Annotated in this window: 14 protein-coding genes; 2 read left to right on the forward strand and 12 right to left on the reverse strand. The window is 76.6% G+C overall.

All coding sequences use genetic code 11. The annotated features are described in order from the left end of the window. Positions 1–21: 21 nt before the first annotated feature. From ACIRRS_RS02460 to ACIRRS_RS02475, 4 genes are all read right to left on the reverse strand, one after another. A complete protein-coding gene (locus ACIRRS_RS02460) occupies positions 22–1,524 on the reverse strand; it encodes a pyridoxal phosphate-dependent decarboxylase family protein (RefSeq protein WP_402963742.1) in 1,503 nt (500 codons plus the stop codon). After that, entirely contained in the window at positions 1,521–2,915 is a 1,395-nt protein-coding gene (locus tag ACIRRS_RS02465; RefSeq protein WP_402963745.1) for a diaminobutyrate--2-oxoglutarate transaminase, read from the reverse strand. Before ACIRRS_RS02465 ends, ACIRRS_RS02460 begins: the two co-directional genes overlap by 4 nt. A 180-nt stretch (positions 2,916–3,095) precedes the next feature. Then, positions 3,096–3,803 carry a response regulator gene (locus ACIRRS_RS02470; RefSeq protein ID WP_402963748.1) on the reverse strand — a complete coding sequence of 236 codons (708 nt, stop codon included), beginning with the start codon at positions 3,801–3,803 and terminating at the stop codon, positions 3,096–3,098. Then, positions 3,800–5,473: an ATP-binding protein gene (locus ACIRRS_RS02475; protein WP_402963751.1), complete on the reverse strand. Its 1,674-nt coding sequence runs from the start codon at positions 5,471–5,473 to the stop codon at positions 3,800–3,802. The genes ACIRRS_RS02470 and ACIRRS_RS02475 overlap by 4 nt, the downstream gene beginning before the upstream one ends. 206 nt (positions 5,474–5,679) lie before the next feature. Here ACIRRS_RS02475 and ACIRRS_RS02480 point away from each other — a divergent pair, with 206 nt between their 5' ends. Beyond that, positions 5,680–7,068 carry a cation:dicarboxylate symporter family transporter gene (locus tag ACIRRS_RS02480; protein WP_402963754.1) on the forward strand — a complete coding sequence of 463 codons (1,389 nt, stop codon included), beginning with the start codon at positions 5,680–5,682 and terminating at the stop codon, positions 7,066–7,068. A gap of 57 nt (positions 7,069–7,125) precedes the next feature. Here ACIRRS_RS02480 and ACIRRS_RS02485 read toward each other — a convergent pair whose 3' ends face one another. Further along, a complete protein-coding gene (locus ACIRRS_RS02485) occupies positions 7,126–8,178 on the reverse strand; it encodes a hypothetical protein (RefSeq protein WP_402963757.1) in 1,053 nt (350 codons plus the stop codon). 180 nt (positions 8,179–8,358) lie between these two features. Further along, a complete protein-coding gene (locus ACIRRS_RS02490) occupies positions 8,359–8,889 on the reverse strand; it encodes an RNA polymerase sigma factor (RefSeq protein WP_402963760.1) in 531 nt (176 codons plus the stop codon). Between the two features lie 191 nt (positions 8,890–9,080). Here ACIRRS_RS02490 and ACIRRS_RS02495 point away from each other — a divergent pair, with 191 nt between their 5' ends. After that, positions 9,081–9,467 carry a hypothetical protein gene (locus ACIRRS_RS02495; RefSeq protein ID WP_402963763.1) on the forward strand — a complete coding sequence of 129 codons (387 nt, stop codon included), beginning with the start codon at positions 9,081–9,083 and terminating at the stop codon, positions 9,465–9,467. A 25-nt stretch (positions 9,468–9,492) separates the two neighbouring features. Here ACIRRS_RS02495 and ACIRRS_RS02500 read toward each other — a convergent pair whose 3' ends face one another. The 6 genes from ACIRRS_RS02500 to ACIRRS_RS02525 form a co-directional block, all read right to left on the reverse strand. Then, positions 9,493–10,143 (reverse strand): GTP-binding protein, encoded by a 651-nt coding sequence (locus ACIRRS_RS02500; RefSeq protein WP_402963766.1) that lies wholly within the window; start codon positions 10,141–10,143, stop codon positions 9,493–9,495. Continuing rightward, complete coding sequence (locus ACIRRS_RS02505) at positions 10,124–10,633, reverse strand: DUF742 domain-containing protein (RefSeq protein ID WP_402963769.1); 510 nt, start codon at positions 10,631–10,633, stop codon at positions 10,124–10,126. The genes ACIRRS_RS02500 and ACIRRS_RS02505 overlap by 20 nt, the downstream gene beginning before the upstream one ends. Then, positions 10,630–11,040 (reverse strand): roadblock/LC7 domain-containing protein, encoded by a 411-nt coding sequence (locus ACIRRS_RS02510; protein ID WP_402963772.1) that lies wholly within the window; start codon positions 11,038–11,040, stop codon positions 10,630–10,632. Before ACIRRS_RS02510 ends, ACIRRS_RS02505 begins: the two co-directional genes overlap by 4 nt. After that, positions 11,037–13,745, reverse strand: coding sequence for a nitrate- and nitrite sensing domain-containing protein (locus ACIRRS_RS02515; protein ID WP_402963775.1), 2,709 nt, complete (start codon positions 13,743–13,745; stop codon positions 11,037–11,039). Before ACIRRS_RS02515 ends, ACIRRS_RS02510 begins: the two co-directional genes overlap by 4 nt. Before the next feature lie 104 nt (positions 13,746–13,849). Beyond that, entirely contained in the window at positions 13,850–14,728 is an 879-nt protein-coding gene (locus ACIRRS_RS02520; RefSeq protein ID WP_402963778.1) for an MHYT domain-containing protein, read from the reverse strand. Positions 14,729–14,899: 171 nt separating this feature from the next. Then, positions 14,900–16,327, reverse strand: coding sequence for a cytochrome P450 (locus tag ACIRRS_RS02525; protein WP_402963781.1), 1,428 nt, complete (start codon positions 16,325–16,327; stop codon positions 14,900–14,902). Positions 16,328–16,420 lie beyond the last annotated feature (93 nt).

Consider the following 16,420-nt stretch of genomic DNA (forward strand, 5'->3'; position numbering starts at 1 on the left):
CCCCGCGGGCGGCGCGGGCCCTCACCCCGCCCGCTCCCCCGCGACCGTCCGCCCCGCCCCCACCACCTCCCGCAGCAGCGCCCCCACCTCGCCCGCCGTGGTGTGCGGGTTGAGCAGCGTCAGCTTGAGGCGCACCCGCCCCGGCCCCTCCCCCGGGAGCTCGGTGCGCCCGACCACCGCCCGCCCCGAGCGCAGCAGCAACCGCCGCAGCCGCCCGTTGAGTTCGTCGATCTCCTCCTCCCCGAGCCCCGGCGGCCGGTAGCGGAAGAGCAGGGCCGTGAGCACCGGCTCGGCGTGCAGTTCGAGCAGCGGCTCGGCGCGTACGGCCGCGGCGGCGGCGAGCGCGAGGTCGTGGCAGGCGTCGACCAGCCGCCCGAGCCCCTCGCGCCCCAACGTCCGCAGGGTGACGGCGAGTTTGAAGGCGTCGGCCCGACGGGTGGTGCGCAGCGAGCGTCCGAGCAGGCTGGGGTAGCCGGCCTGCTCGTCGTCGACGGGGTTGAGGTACTCGGCCCGCCGGGCGAGGGAGACGTACGTCTCGGTGCGCCGGACGAGGAAGACCCCGGCGGCGGCGGGCTGCCAGCCGAGCTTGTGCCAGTCGAGGGAGACGGAGTCGGCGCGGGCGATTCCGTCCAGCAGCGGGGCGAGCCGGTCGGAGAGCAGCGCCCCGCCCCCGTACGCGGCGTCGACGTGCAGCCAGGCGCCGTAGCGCCCGGCGAGGTCGGCGGCGGCGTGCAGCGGGTCGACGGCGCCGGTGTCGGTGGTGCCGGCGGTGGCGACGACGGCGATCGGGGTGCGCCCGGCCCAGCCGGCCTCGGCCAGGCAGCGCTCCAACTCGCCTTCGATCATGCGTAGTTGCGCGTCCACGGGGACGGGGACGACGGCGCGCTCGCCCAGTCCGAGCAGGGCCGCGGAGCGCTGGACGGAGAAGTGGGCGGCCTCGGAGGCGAGGATGCAGGGCCGCACGCCCGCCGGGACGCCGTCCAACTCGACGACGCCGTCCAGCTTCTGGTCCCTCGCCAGCATCAGCCCCATCAGGTTGGACTCGGTGCCGCCGGAGGTGAGGACCCCGGCGGCGCGCTGCGGGTCGTAGCCGACGAGTCCGGCGAGTTCGGCCAGGAGCGAGGTCTCCAGGGCGGTGGCGGCGGGCGCCTGGTCCCAGGAGTCCTGGGAGGGGTTGAGGGCGCTCACAGCGAGGTCGGCGGCGGTGGCGACGGCCAGCGGCGGGCAGTGCAGGTGGGCGGCGCAGGCCGGGTCGGCGGGGTCGGCGGCGCCGTAGGCGAGGAGTTCGACGAGCCGGGCGAGCGCGCCGCGTCCGCCCGCGCCGGCGAGGGCGTCGGCGACGAGCGCGGCGATCTCGGCGGGGCTGCCGGCGGGCAGCGGCCCGGCGCGCAGGGCGGTGCCGGCCTCCATCGCGTCGAGCACGGAGGCGAGCAGCGGGGCGAGCGCGCCGGGCCCGGCCGCGCCGCCGGCGAGGGCGTCCAACGGGGCGCCCTCGCCGGGCGGTCGGGGGAGGGAGCCGGTCACCGGGAGGCCGTGGCGGAGGAAGCGGCCGAGGCGGCTGCGAGGGCGTCGGCGAGCCGGTCGAGGACGGCCTGCGCCTGCTCGTCGGTGATGGTGAGCGGGGGCAGCAGCCGCAGCACCGCGTCGTGCCGCCCGCCGAGTTCGACGATCAGCCCGCGCTCCAGGCAGGCCTCGCGCACCCGTACGGCCAGCGCCGGGTCGGCGGGCCGGGCGCCGCAGGCGTCGGGTTCGGCCGCGGGGTCGACGAGTTCGACGCCGATCATCAGCCCGCGCCCGCGGACGTCCCCGATGACGGGCAACTCCCCGGCGAGGGAGCGCAGTTGGTCCATCATGCGCGCGCCGACGACGGCGGCCCGCCCGGCGAGCCCGTGCGCGGCGACATGGCGCAGGGTGGCAGCCCCGGCGGCCATGGCGAGGGTGTTGCCGCGGAAGGTGCCGGTGTGGGCACCGGGCCGCCAGACGTCGTAGTCCTCGCGGTAGACGACCACGGCGAGCGGCAGGCTGCCGCCGATGGCCTTGGAGAGCACCATCGCGTCGGGCATCACCCCGCTGTGCTCGACGGCCCACATCGCCCCGGTGCGCCCGACGCCGGTCTGGACCTCGTCGACGATCAGCGGGATGCCGCGCTCGGCGGTGATGCGCCGCATGGCGCGCAGCCAGTCGTCGGGCGCGGGCACGACGCCGCCCTCACCCTGGACGGCCTCCAGCACCATCGCGGCCGGGGTGACCACCCCGCCGGAGGGGTCGTCGAGCAGCCGCTCGACGTACGTCGCGGACAGCTCCGCCCCGGCCTCGCCGCCGACGCCGAACGGGCAGCGGTAGCCGTACGGGTAGGGCAGGCGCACGACGTCGCGGCCGCCGGGCAGCGGCTCCTTGACGGCGACGTTGCCGGTGAGCGCGAGGGCCCCGGCGGTCATGCCGTGGTAGGCGCCGGTGAAGGCGAGGGCGCCGGAGCGGCCGGTGGCGGTCTGCATGAGCTTGAGCGCGGCCTCGACGGCGTCCGTCCCGGCGGGGCCGCAGAAGTGGACCTTGGCGCGGGCGGCGAAGGCGGCGGGCAGGCTCTCGAACAGGGCGCCGGTGAAGTCGTCCTTCTCGGCGGTGGCGAGGTCGAGGAGGTGGAGCGGGGCGCCGCTGTCGAGGGTGCGGCGGATGGCCTCCAGCACCACGGGGTGGTTGTGGCCGAGCGCCAGGGTCCCGGCGCCGGAGAGGCAGTCGAGGTAGCGGCGCCCGTCCGCGCCCTCGACGGTCATGCCGTGGGCGCGGACGGGGACGATCGGGAAGGACCGCGCGTAGGTGCGGGCGGCGGACTCGCGCACGCGCTGGCGGCGCAGGACGGCCTCTCCGGGGCCGGAGCCCGAGGCTGCCCGGGCGGCGGGTACGGCGGCGAGCGACATGACGAACCCCCAGAAGAAGTTAGGTAAGCCTAACTTTACTGGCCCTGACCTGGCCGGATGCCCCGGGGTCCGGGAGAACCACCCGTGCGGGTGAACAGGGCCCGACGCCGCTCCCCGGATCTGCTAACGAGCCCCGGCCCGAAGGGACACGGCCGGGCCCGCCCCCGTCCCGCCCAGCGGTCAGGCCCGCCCAGTCCACCGGTAGCACAGCTCCGGCCGCCCGACGCTGCCGTACTGCGGCTCGCGCACCGCCCGCCCGGTGTCCACCAGGTGCTCCAGGTAGCGCCGCGCGGTGATCCGGGACACCCCGGCCGCCGCCCCCGCCGCCGCGGCCGACAGCCCGGCGGCCGCCTCGCGCAGCACCGCGGCCACGGTCTCCAGGGTCGGCGCGCTCAGCCCCTTCGGCAGGGTGCTGCGCTCGGGGGTGCGCAGCAGCGCGAGCGCCTGGTCGACCTCGTCCTGGCCGACGGCCTCCCCGGTGCGCCCGAGGCTGGCGCGGTAGCGGGCGTAGCGCTCCAGCCGGTCGTGCAGGGCGGCGGCGCTGAACGGCTTCAGCAGGTACTGCACCACCCCGGCGGAGACGGCCTGGCGGACCATGGCGAGGTCGCGCGCCGAGGTCACGGCGATGACGTCGCCGGTGTGCCCGGCGGTGCGCAGGGTGCGGCACAGCTGCAGCCCGTGGCCGTCCGGGAGGTAGAGATCGAGGAGGACCAGGTCGACGGGCCGGCCGTCGGCGCGGGCGCGCTCCAGGAAGCGCAGCGCGTCGGCGCAGCTGTGCACGGTGGCGGCGGCGTGGAAGCCGGGTTCGCGCTCCACGTAGAGGGTGTGGGCGGCGGCGGCCACCGGGTCGTCCTCGACGACCAGGACGGAGATGCCGGCCGCGCTCACGCCGGCGCCCCCGCCCGCTCGCGGGCCCGGCCGGCCAGCGGCAGCCGTACGGTGAGCACCGCGCCGCGCTCGCGGCCGACCTCGACGGTGCCGCCGTTGCGCCGGGCCGCCTGGGCGACGAGGGCGAGGCCGAGGCCGTGCCCGTGGCCGTCCTGCTTGGTGCTCCAGCCGCGGCGGAAGACGTCGCGCACGGCCTGCGGGTCGATGCCGGCACCGGTGTCGGCGACGCGCAGGAACAGGGAGCCCCCCGAGGCGTCCGGCTCGACGCGGGCGGTGACGGTGACCTCGGGCGGCTGCGGGCTGTGGGCGGTGCCGGCGACGGCGGCGTCCACGGCGTTGTCGATCAGGTTGCCGAGCACGGTGATGAGGTCGCGCGGGCTGAGCCCGGGCGGGAGGACCCCGTCGTCGATGCGGCTGTCCTCGGTGAGGGTCAACTCCACGCCGCGCTCCGCCGCTTGGGCCGCCTTGCCGAGCAGCAGGGCGGCGAGCACGGGTTCGGCGACGGCCGCGACGACGCGGTCGGTGAGCTGCTGGGCGAGTTCGAGTTCGGCGGTGGCGAACTCCACCGCCTGTTCGTGGCGGCCGAGTTCGATCAGGGAGACGACGGCGTGAAGCCGGTTGGCGGCCTCGTGGGCCTGGGCGCCGAGCGCCTCGGTGAAGCCGCGCACGGAGTCCAGTTCGCCGCTGAGGGACTGGAGTTCGGTGTGGTCGCGCAGGGTGACGACGCGGCCGAGGCCGGTGCCGATGGTGGAGGTGTTGAGCACGACGACCCGCTCGGCGGTCAGGTGCACCTCGTCGCGGACGGCCCCGGCGCCCAGGACGGCCGCCGTCAGGGCCTCGGGCAGGCCGAGGGAGCCGAGCGGGCGCCCGTTCAACTCACCTTCGAGGCCGAGCAGTTCGCGGGCGGCGTCGTTGCAGAGCACCACGGCGTGGTCACGGTCGAGCAGGACGAGGCCCTCGCGCACCGAGTGCAGGGTGGCCTGGTGGTACTCGTAGAGGTGGCTGAGCTCGTCCGGCCCCATGCCGTGGGTGTGGCGCCGCAGGCGGGAGTTGGCGAGGTAGGTGCCGAGGCCGCCGAGCGCGAGCGCGGCCACCGCGACGGCGACCAGGGCGAGCAGCGGGCCGCTGAGCTGCTCGGAGATGGAGTCGAGCGTGATGCCGACGCTGACGAGGGCGACCACCCGCCCCTGCCCGTCCAGCACCGGGGTGACCACCCGCACGGACGGGCCGAGCGTGCCGGTGTACGTCTCGCTGGCGGTCTGCCCGGCGAGCGCCCGGTCGATGTGGCCGAGGTAGCGGCGGCCGATCTCCTCGGGCCTCGGGTGGGTCCAGCGCAGCCCGGTGGTGTCCATGACGGTGATGAAGGAGACGCCGCTGCCGGCACGCACCCGCTCGGCGTACGGCTGGAGGACGGCCGTCGGGTCCGGCCCGGCGACGGCCTCGCGCACGGTCGGCGCGTCGGCGACGGCGTGCGCGACGGCCGTCACCTCGCGGCGGGCGGCGCCCTCGGTGCGGTCGGCGGTGAACAGGTACGCGAGCACGGCGCCGCCCGCGACCACGGCGGCGACGATCACCACCTGCACCACGAACAGCTGCCCGGCCAGGCTGCGGACCAGCCGGCGCGGCAGGCGCCGGCGGCGCGGGGGTGCTGGGGCGGGGCGCTCGGACATGCCTGCCAGTGTGCACCACGGTGCGCGCGCCCCGCCCCGGCCGGTCGCGCCCCTTCGCTCGCGATCCCGGCCCCGTCGGGCGGCGCCGGGCCGCACCGGGCTGAAGAACTTTATGAACGCAAACGTGACCTGCGTCACCCAGGCCCGCATAGTCGGAGCGGCCCTCCCCCACGGGCCGCCAGGACTGCACGGCAAGGGAGCCGCAGATGACGAACACCGCAGCCGCCCCGGCGGGCGCGCCGAGACGCAAGGACCGCACCCACTACCTCTACCTCGCGGTGATCGCCGCCGTGGTCGCGGGCGTGGTGGTCGGGCTCGCCGCCCCCGGCTTCGCGGTGGACCTGAAGCCGGTCGGCACGGGCTTCGTCAACCTGATCAAGATGATGATCAGCCCGGTCATCTTCTGCACCATCGTGCTGGGCATCGGCTCCGTCACCAAGGCCGCCAAGGTCGGCCGGGTCGGCGGCCTCGCCCTCGGCTACTTCCTGGTGATGTCCACGGTCGCCCTCGCCATCGGCCTGCTCGTCGGCAACCTGCTGGAGCCCGGCGGCGGACTGCACCTGACCGCCGCCCTCGCCAAGTCCGGCCACGCCCAGGCGGCGGCCGGCGGCGCGCAGTCCACCGCCGACTTCCTGCTCGGGATGATCCCCACCACCCTGCTGTCCTCCCTCACCGAGGGCAAGGTGCTCCAGACCCTGCTCGTCGCCCTGCTGGTCGGCTTCGGCCTCCAGGCGATGGGCCCGGCGGGCGCGCCCGTGCTGCGCGGCGTCGAGCACGTGCAGAAGCTGGTCTTCCGGGTCATGTCGATGATCATGTGGGTCGCCCCGGTCGGCGCCTTCGGCGCGATGGCCGCCGTGGTCGGGGCCACCGGCACCGCCGCGCTCAAGAGCCTCGCCGTGATCATGGTCGGCTTCTACCTGACCTGCGCGCTGTTCGTCGTGGTGGTGCTGGGCGCGCTGCTGCGCCTGGTCGCCGGGATCAACGTGTTCGCCCTGCTGAAGTACCTCGGCCGGGAGTTCCTGCTCATCCTGTCCACCTCCTCCTCCGAGAGCGCGCTGCCCCGGCTCATCGCCAAGATGGAGCACCTGGGCGTCAGCCGCCCGGTCGTCGGCATCACCGTGCCGACCGGCTACAGCTTCAACCTCGACGGCACCGCGATCTACCTGACGATGTCCTCGATCTTCATCTCCGAGGCGATGGACAAGCCGATGGGCCTCGGCGAGCAGCTGTCGCTGCTGGTCTTCATGGTGATCGCCAGCAAGGGCGCGGCCGGCGTCACCGGCGCCGGGCTCGCCACCCTCGCGGGCGGCCTCCAGTCGCACAAGCCGGCCCTGGTGGACGGCGTCGGGCTGATCGTCGGCATCGACCGCTTCATGTCCGAGGCCCGGGCGCTCACCAACTTCGCGGGCAACGCCGTCGCCACCGTGCTGATCGGGCGCTGGACGGGCGAACTGGACGCGGAGCGCGCCGCCCGGGTGCTGGCCGGCGAGCTCCCGTTCGACGAGCAGACGCTCGTCGACGCGGCGAGCGGTACGGGTACGGGCGAGGAGCAGCCGTCCGCCGCCCCGGTCGGCGCCGCCCCCGTGGCCGCCTGACCCTCCCCCCTGCTCCCCCGGTCCGGCCCGCCGCCGGACCGGGGGTTCCCGTGCTGCCTACAGTTCCTCGGACCCGCTGAGGCCCCAGGCCACCCCGCTCGCCGGATCCTCCAGTGCGACGTGCAGGTGGCGCAGCCCCTCCGCCGGCTCCAGCCAGGTGAAGCAGCGCATCCGGGCCACCAGCGCGGCCGCCTCCGGCCCGCCCGGCCGCGCCGCCCCCGCCATCGCGGCCAGCGCCCGCCACACCGCGAGGCGCCCGTGCGCCGAACCCCGCGCCCTGCCGCCCGCGGCGGCCTGCACCAGCGCCGGGTAGACCAGCGCGAACGGCAGGTAGCCGCCGGTGACCCTGCGGCACCCTGCCAGCCGCGCCGCCGCCAGCGGGGCCGGGCCCCGGACGCACACCGCCTCCGCCCACGGCGCGAGAGCGGCCAGCGCCGCCGTCGCAGCCGTCGCCCGGTGCGCCCGCTGCCCGCCCAGCCGCTCGACGGGCTCCGGCAGCTCGACGGCCACCAGGCCCTCCCGGTCGGCGGGCAGCGTCAGCAGCGCACTGCGCGCCCCGCCGCGCGGCAGGTACTCCCGCACCCGCGCCCCCTCCTCCCACCCGGCCGCCTCCCAGGGCTCCAGCCGCAGCGGGACGCCGTCGGCGGCGGGTGGTCGGTCTCCGGGCGATCGTTCGCCGGACGAACGGTCCTCGGGCGCGGAGCCGCCGGACGGACGGCCGGCGCAGGAGAGGCCGCCGTGGGAGAGGTCCTCGCCGAGCAGCACCCGGGTGTGCGCGACCAGGTGCCGCACCGGCGCCGGGCCCAGCAGCGGGGACAGCCGCAGCCAGGAGTGCCGCGTCGCCAGCACCTCCCACAGCGGCCCGGCGTCGTGGTCCCCGACGGTGGCGGCGGACCCCGGCCCGCCGTCCGCGTCGAACAGCCGCGCCGCCACCTCCGGCGGCGCCGAGTACGCGATCAGGTGCCCGAGCGGCGCCGCCAGCCCCGCCGCCGTCGCCTCCCCCGCCCGCTCCACGGCGGCCGCCCGCCCCTGCCGGTAGGCGGCCAGCAGCTCGGGCCAACGGCCGTCGTCGGCCAGGGCACGCAGGCGGTGGTCCTCGTCCGTGATCACGATTCGCAAATGTACGGGCCGTGACGACCCATCAGCCGACTCCCCGCCGAATCGGTGCGTCGAGGCCCCTGCCCCACCCGACGCCGGGCAACCCGGAAGTAAGGCGGCTCCCGGCCCCACCACCCGGGAGCCGCCCCGTGACCGCACCCCTCCCGCGCCGCACCCCTCCCGCACCGCCCCTCACCCCCCGCCGCGTTCGCGCTCGCGGGCGAGGAGCGCCCGGAGGCGGCCGTGGGCGCGGCGGCGGGTGACGGCGAGGGTGCTGCGGTGGAGGCCGAGGATGTCGGCGGCCTCGTCGACGCTGTAGCCGTCGAGGTCGACCAGGGCCACCGCCCGGGCCTGCTTGTCCGTCAGGCAGCCCAGCAGCCGCACCACCTCCCAGCGCGCCTGCAGTTCGGCCACCGGGCCGGGCGGCGCCTCGCGGCCCGCGGCCTCGCGCTCCGCCGTCTCCGGCAGCGGCGCCCGGCGGCGTTCGCGGCGCCACTGGTCGCGCAGGATGTTGGCCATGGTGGTGAACGCGTAGGCGTACGGCTGCGGGTGGTCGAGGAAGCGCTCGGGCCTGCGGGCGATCCTCAGGTACGCGTCGTGGACGACGTCGCCGGCGGCGAGCGGGCTGCCGGTGAGCGTGGCCGCGGCCCGGTGGAGCCTCGGCAGCAGTTCGACGAACACCCGGTCGAAGTCCTTCCCGTGTCCGCCGCCGCAATCGGCCATGCCGCCCTCCCTGGAATTCGGCGCCCCGAACGCCCGGTTGGGCCCGCGCACGGTGATGTGACGCAGCTCACATGATAGTTCGTCGTCTCACTTTCCGCAGTCATTCGTGTGCAATACGTCACCGGCCGCTCGGGGAGCGGGAGTTCGGGGGCCGGGGCGTCCGCTGAGTGAGAGTGAAGAGGAGAACCGCCATGCGAGGCTGCATCACCAGGAAGCTCGCCACCCTCGGGATGGCCGCCACGGCCGCGCTCGGTGTGCTGGGGACGACCACCCTGCCCGCCACCGCCGCGCCCGCCGTCGAGCGGACCACCGCCGACCAGACCGTCACCCCCGGCACGATCGGGGCCTCGCCCGAGGTCGCCGCCGCCTCCTACCACTGCGTCATCACGGCCGACTACGGCTGGCGCTGGGAGGGCTACTGCAACGTCTACTCGGGCGAGCTGCGCACCATCACCTACTGTGCCGACGGCACCAACACCGTGGGCCTGTGGATCGGCGCGCGGCCCGAGGCCTGGGACGTGTGGGGCAACTGCCCGGGCTCCAGCTGGACGAGGATCGTCTTCCAGACCCGCGGCTGACCGGCCCGGGTGCGGGGAACGGCCCCTACGCGTCGGCGAGCAGCCGGGCCGCGTGCACCCGCCCGGCGTGCTCGACCAGGTTGATCAGCACCTCCTTGCCCGAGGCGCGCCGCCGCGCGTCGCAGAGCAGGACGGGCGTGGCGGCGTCCAGGTCCAGGGCGCGGGCGACGTCCTCGGGGCCGTACTCGCGCGTCCCGGCGAAACGGTTCACCGCGACGACGAACGGGATGCCCCGGTGCTCGAAGAAGTCGACGGCGGGGAAGCAGTCCGTCAGCCGCCGGGTGTCGGCGAGCACGACGGCGCCGAGCGCGCCCTGCGCCAACTCGTCCCAGAGGAACCAGAAGCGGTCCTGGCCGGGAGTGCCGAAGAGGTAGACGGACAGGCCCTCGCGGATGGTGATCCGGCCGAAGTCCATGGCCACCGTGGTGGTGGTCTTGCGCTCCACGCCGTCCAGGTCGTCCACGTCGCGCCCGGCCTCGGTGAGCCGCTCCTCGGTGCGCAGCGGGCGGATCTCGCTGACGGCGCCGACCAGCGTCGTCTTGCCGACCCCGAAGCCGCCCGCGACGAGGATCTTGAGGGCGAGCACGGCGGTGTCCGGACCGTCCTCGCCGTCCTCGTCGGGGTCGAAGAGGTCGTCGGGGTCGAGGGGCCGGGGGTCAGAGTGCGCGGAGTCCATGGACGACCTCCTGGAGGATGCGCTCGTCGGGGAGCAGGGCGGGCGGGACGGGGCGGTTGACCCGGATCAGCCCGGCCGCCAGCAGGTCGCCGAGGAGCACCCGCACCACGCCGACCGGCAGGTCGAGGTCGGCGGCGAGTTCGGCCACGGACAGCGGCGCGCCCCGGCACAGGTCGAGGATGCGGGCCTGCTCCGGGCCGCTCGGCTGCTCGGCGCCGGCCGGGGCGAGCAGCGGGTCGGGCTGCTCGGTGACCACCAGGGCGATCAGGTCGAAGCGCCGCCCCTCGCCGGTGCGCCCTCCGGTGACGGCGTACGGGCGCACCAGGGGCCCGGCCTCCTCGTCGTACCAGCGGGCGCGGTGGGCGGCGGCGAGGGGGTTGCGCGGCTCGGCGCCCGGCGCGCCGGGGGGCGTGCCCGGGCCCCGCGCGCCGCCCGGGTCGGCGCGCGGGTCCTCGGGGCGGCGCTGGTACGGGCGGTGCACCGGGCTCACGCTCCGTGCACCGCGCGCGGTGCGGTGCCCAGGTGCTCGCCGACGCGGCGCACCATCCTGGCCATCTCGTAGGCGATCAGGCCGAGGTCGGCGCGGGCGGTGGTGAACACCGCCAGGCAGGTGCCCTCCCCGGCGGCGGCGACCAGCAGGTAGCCGCCCTCCAGCTCGACCATGGTCTGGCGCACCTCGCCCGCGCCGAAGTGGCGGCCGGCGCCCTTGGCGAGGCTGTGGAAGCCGGAGGCGACGGCGGCCAGGTGGTCGCCGTCCTCGCGCTGGAGGCCGGCGGAGGTGCCGATGGCCAGGCCGTCCGCGGAGAGCATCACGGCGAAGCGGACCTCCGGGGCGCGCTGGACCAGCTCGTCGAGGAGCCAGTTCAGCTCGCCCGCACGGTGGGTGGTACCGATCACGTTGTCTCTCCTTCGGGTCGGTGCGGTGGCAGGTGGCGCTCGCCGCCCGGCCGGTCGCCCGGGTGTCCGGCCGCCGTCCGGCGAGGCGGCCGGATGCCGCCGAGGGGTTGTGAGCCGCGCGCCCACCCGGCCTGGAAGGCGGCCATCGCGGCCCGCGCCTCCTCCGGGCTGCGCTCGCCCGCGCCGACCGGGGCGGCTTCGGCGGCGCCGCGCGCTCTCGGCGGCTGCGGCGGTTCGGGGGCGGCCCGCAGCTGCGGCGCGAGGCTGGCCTGGCGGACGCGGCGCGGCAGTTCCTCCCCGTCGGGGTCGGGACCGGGGCCGGCCCCGACCGGCGGACGCGCGGCGCTGCCCGGGCCGCCCTCCCCCGGGGAGCGGTGGGGCGCGGCCGTCCGCCCCTCGAAGGGCAGCAGTGCCGCCCGCGCCTCCTGGGGCGGAGGCCCGCCCGCCACCGGCGGGCCCGCGGGCGGCGGGTACGCCAGGACTGCCGGGGGCTCCGGGACTGCCGGGGCTTCCAGGACTGCCGGGGCTTCCGGGACCGCCGGGATCCGCGCGGCCCGTCCGGGCGCCACCGCCCCGATGCCCCACTCCTCGATCTCCAACTCCTCGACGGGATCCTCCCGTCGGGGCGCGGGCGCGCCCTCACCGGCCAGCAGGCCGACGGGCAGCAGGACGACGGCCGTGGTGCCGCCGTACGCGGAGGGCACCAGCGAGACCCTGACGTCGTGCCGCCGGGCGAGGCGGCTGACCACGAACAGGCCCAGCCGGTCGCTGTCGAACAGGTCGGACTGCTCGGCGGCGGCGATGCGGTGGTTGGCGTCGGCCAGGGCGGCGGCGCCCATGCCCAGGCCCCGGTCCTCGATCTCCAGCGCGTAGCCGTTGCCGACCCGCTCGCCGCGCACGTGGACGCGGGTGTGCGGCGGGGAGAACCCGGTGGCGTTCTCGACGAGTTCGGCGACCAGGTGGGTGAGGTCGGCGACGGCGTGGCCCGCGACGGCGGCGCGCGGCATCGGGTGCACCTCGACCCGCGCGTACTCCTCGACCTCGGAGACGGCCGCGCGCACCACGTCCACCAGCGGGACGGGCCGGCGCCAGGCCCGGCCGGGGGCGGCGCCGGAGAGGATGATCAGGCCCTCGGCGTGGCGGCGCATCCGGGTGGTGAGGTGGTCGAGCCGGAACAGGTCGGCGAGTTCGGACGGGTCCTCGGTGCGGCGCTCCATCGAGTCCAGCAGGGTGAGCTGGCGGTGCACCAGCACCTGGCTGCGGCGGGCGAGGTTGACGAACACCCCGGAGACGCCGGACAGCACCTCGGCCCGCTCGACGGCGGCGGTGACGGCGGCGCGCTGCACGGTGCCCAGCGCCCGGTGCACCTGGCCGATCTCGTCGCCTCCCCCGGCGGGGACGGCCGCCGGCCGGGGCGCCTCCGCCTCGACGTCCACCTCCTCCCCGGCCCTCAACCTCCGTATGGTGGCTGGGAGTTTGCGCCCGGCGAGGTCGAGGGCGGAGTTGCGCAGGCCGATCAGCTCGGTGACGAGGCCGCGCCCGATCCACACCGAGATCACCAGCGAGGCGACGACGGCGAGCAGGCCCAGCAGCACGGCGATCCCGGCCGGGGTGAACAGGCCCAGGGCGTACGGGTCGCGGCTCTCGGCGGCGAGGCGGCCGGCCCGGTCCTGGGCGGCGCGCAGCGTCCGGGCGGTGCTCCGGGCCGCCTGCGCCCAGCGGTCGGCGGGCACGGCGGCGAGCGCGGCGCGGGCGTCGGGCGCGGTGCGCACCCTGTCCTCGTAGGCGGCGAGGTCGCGGCGGTCCTGGTCCTGCGCGGCGGACTCCTGCGTGACGGACTCCTGCGTGACGGACTCCGGTGCGGCCAACTCGTGCGCGGCGGACTCCGGTGCGGCGTCGGGCACTTGGAGCTCCCGCCGGGCGAAGGCGGCGCCGGCGAACTCCCGCCACTGGTCGTCGCCGAGCGTGCCGGAGAGCTGGGCGGCGCGCAGCAGCGCGTCCTCGCGGGCGAGCAGTTCGCCGGAGCGGGCGAGGTCGAGCGGCGCCCTCAGGTCGAGGCCGCCGCCCCCGGCGCCGCCGCCGAGGCCCGTGGCGACGGCGGAGGAGGCGGCGAGCGCCCGGTCCACCGCCTGCCCGTACGCGGCGTACGCCTCGGGCCAGCCGACGCCCCGGGCCAGGACGCGGGCGCGCAGTTCGGGCAGGGCGGCCAGCGGGCCGGCGAGGGCGTCCAGCCGGGAGGCGGCTTCGGCGCCGAGGTCCTGGGCGTCGGCGCGGTTGTAGCCCCGGGCGGGGTGGCCGGGGTCGGGGAAGAGCGGGGCCCAGGCGCGGTCGGTGGCGGCTGCGGCGGTGCGCAGGTCTCCCTCGCGGGCGGCGGTGGGGGTGCCCGGGGCGGCGGCCAGGAGCTGCCCGGCGGCGGCGCGTTCGGCCTGGAGCCCGGCGACGGTGTCGGCGAGCGGCGTGAGGACGGCGCGCTGGGCGTCGCGCTGGCGCAGCAGGTCCCAGACGCCCTGGGCGGTGGTGACGGTGGCGAACCCCCACAGGCCGATCACGGAGACCACCGGCACCATCAGCAGGGCGATGATCCGGGCGCGCACCGACCGGGGGCGCAGGCGGCGAAGCCAGGGGCCCGGGCGGGGCGGGCGCGCCGGCGGCCCGGCGTGGGCACCCCGGCGCGCGCCGGGGGCGTGACCACGGTCTTCTCGCATGGGTGAGCAGCCTTTCGGGCGGATTCGGGCTGATTCAGGCGGGTTCGGGCCAGTTCTGAGCCGCACTCGGGCCGGCTTCGGGCGGGTTTTCGGGCGGGGCCGGGTCAGGCCGCGCGGTGCTGCCGTACGGGCTCGTGGTCCCCCTCCGCGCCGGGCGCGCGGACGGGCGCGTGCCCGGGTACGGGGCGCGCCCCGTGGCGTACGGGCCCCTCGGGGAACTCCTCGATGGCCAGTTCGCCGACCTCCCGGTAGCCGGCCCGCTCCTGGGCGGTCGGGGAGAGCGCGACGAAGGCGGAGGCGAGGAAGAGGAAGGAGCCGAGGCCGACGGCGAGCGGGAAGACGAACTCCATCGGGCTGGCCCCGCCGAGGCCGGTGCGCCGGGGGTCGAGCCGGACGTGGACGGCGGCCATGCCGGTGTAGTGCATGCAGGTGACGGCGATGCCCATGGCCAGCGAGGCGGCGGCCGCCGCGTACACGTTGCGGATGGTGACGGCGGCCCAGAGCGCGGCGGTGGCGGCGCCAACGGCGACGAGGACGGAGAGCGCGACGGTCCCGGCGTCGTAGTGCAGCCCGCCGTGCATCCGCACGGCCGCCATGCCGAGGTAGTGCATCGCGGCGACGCCCAGGCCCGTGGTGACGCCCCCGGCGAGCAGGGACAGCCCGCGGTGGCTCCCGTAGCAGACCACGGTCAGGCCCAGGCCGGTGACCAGTACGGCGACGACCAGGCTCAGGACGGTCAGCGGCACGTTGTAGCGCAGTTCGGTGCCGTCGACGCTGAAGCCGAACATCGCGACGAAGTGCATCGTCCAGATGCCGGAGCCGATCGCGGCGGCGGCCGTGAGCAGCCAGTTGCGGCGGGCGGCGCCGCCCGCGGCGAGGCCGCGCAGGGTGCAGCGCAGGCCCAGGGCGGCGCCGGCGCAGGCCATGACGTACGAGAGCGCGGGCGTCAGCCAGCCGAGGCTGACGTGGTTGAGGGTGCCCATCGGACCTCCGGTCGACCGGTCGGGCCCGGGGCGGTACGCGGTGCGCCCGGGCTCCCCGGGCCGGGCGGACGGCTGGCGGGCCGTCATATGCCAGGTGCATGTGCACGCCTGGCCCGGGGTGCGTGGGACGCTATCGAGGGGCCGGAATTGATCGCCCGAAGATCTGAAAAGCTACCCGCGGGTCGGGTCCGGTGTGTTCGAATGGACCGGTCCTGTGCCCGCCTCGGCGCCCGCGGCCCCGCGCGGCCTGACCCGCAGCCGCATCGGGCTCGTCACCTGCAGCGTGATGCCCTGGCCGAGCGCCACCCGCTCGTCCACCGCCTCCAGTTCGAAGTCCCGCAGCAGCACGGCGAGGGTGAGCACCGCCTCCAGCATCGAGAAGTGCTGGCCGATGCACGCCCGGGGGCCGCCGCCGAAGGGGAACCAGGCGTAGCGGTGCCGGGCCTTCTCCCGCTCGGGCAGGAAGCGGTCCGGGTCGAAGCGCTCGGGCTCCTCCCAGTGGTCCGGGTGCCGGTGGGTCACCAGCGGCGCGACGAGGACCTGGGCGCCCGCCGGGATCGCGTACCCGTCGATGACCGTCCCCGCCACGGCCCGGCGCCCGATCAGCGTCGCCGCCGGGTAGAGCCGCATCGCCTCCTTGAGCACCCGGGTCAGGTACGGCAGGCGGTCCAGGTCGGCCGCCGTCGGCACCCGTCCGGCGAGCACCGATTCCGCCTCCTCCCGGGCGAGCTTGCGGTGGTGCGGGTGCAGGGCCAGCAGGTGCAGGGCGAAGGCCAGCGAGGTCGCGGTGGTCTCGTGCCCGGCGAGCAGGAACACCAGCGCCTGCTCGCGCAGTTCGGCCCGGTCCAACTGCTCGCCGTCCTCGCCCCGGGCCAGCTCCAGCAGGGACAGCAGGTCGCCCGCGTCCTCGCCGGCGCCGCCGCGCGCGGCCCGCTGGGCGACCACCCGGTCGCAGACCTCGTACAGCGCCCGCTGCGCCGCGAGGCCCCGGCGGTTGGAGGGCGTCGGCCAGGAGCGCGGCACCCGGACGGGCGCGAAGCCGCGCTCCTGCATGTACCGCCCGAGCGCCGGGAAGTTGTCGCGCACCACGGGCACGGCCGCCTCCACGTCGGCGCCGAACAGGATGCGCGCCACCGCCCGCAGGGCGAAGCGCGACATCTCCTCCGCCGCGTCCACCACCCCGCCGGGCGCGGCCCGCCACCGCTCGCCGAGCGCCCCCGCCTCCTGCGCGACGGCCTCGGCGTAGCCGTCCACCCGGCGGCGGGTGAACAGCGGCTGGATCAGCCGGCGCTGGCGCTGGTAGTCCTCGTCCTGGCTGGTCAGCAGGCCGTTGCCGAGGGAGAGCCGCAGCTCCTCGTAGAAGGCGTTCTCCTTGCGGAAGTTGGCGGCCTCGGAGCCGAGCACCTGCTGCGCCCCCTCGGGGGAGAACACGGCGTAGAACTCCACGCCCAGGCCGGGCGGGCCGACGCGGAAGCGCACCACGTCCCCGTGGTCGCGACGGGCGGCGAGGTAGGTGCGCAGCGGTCGGTTGACGAGGTCGGTCAGCGAGCCGAGCAGCAGGTTTCCGGCCGGTCCGGGCACGGCGGCGGCGGTGGTCATCGGCACTCCTTGAACGCGGGCGGTCCGACCATCACCGTACTGACGGGTAGTCACGACCGGAAGGGGTGCGGGAACGCCCGCCGCACCCCTCCC

The organism is Kitasatospora sp. NPDC101183 (assembly GCF_044767945.1).
Taxonomy (GTDB): Bacteria; Actinomycetota; Actinomycetes; order Streptomycetales; family Streptomycetaceae; genus Kitasatospora.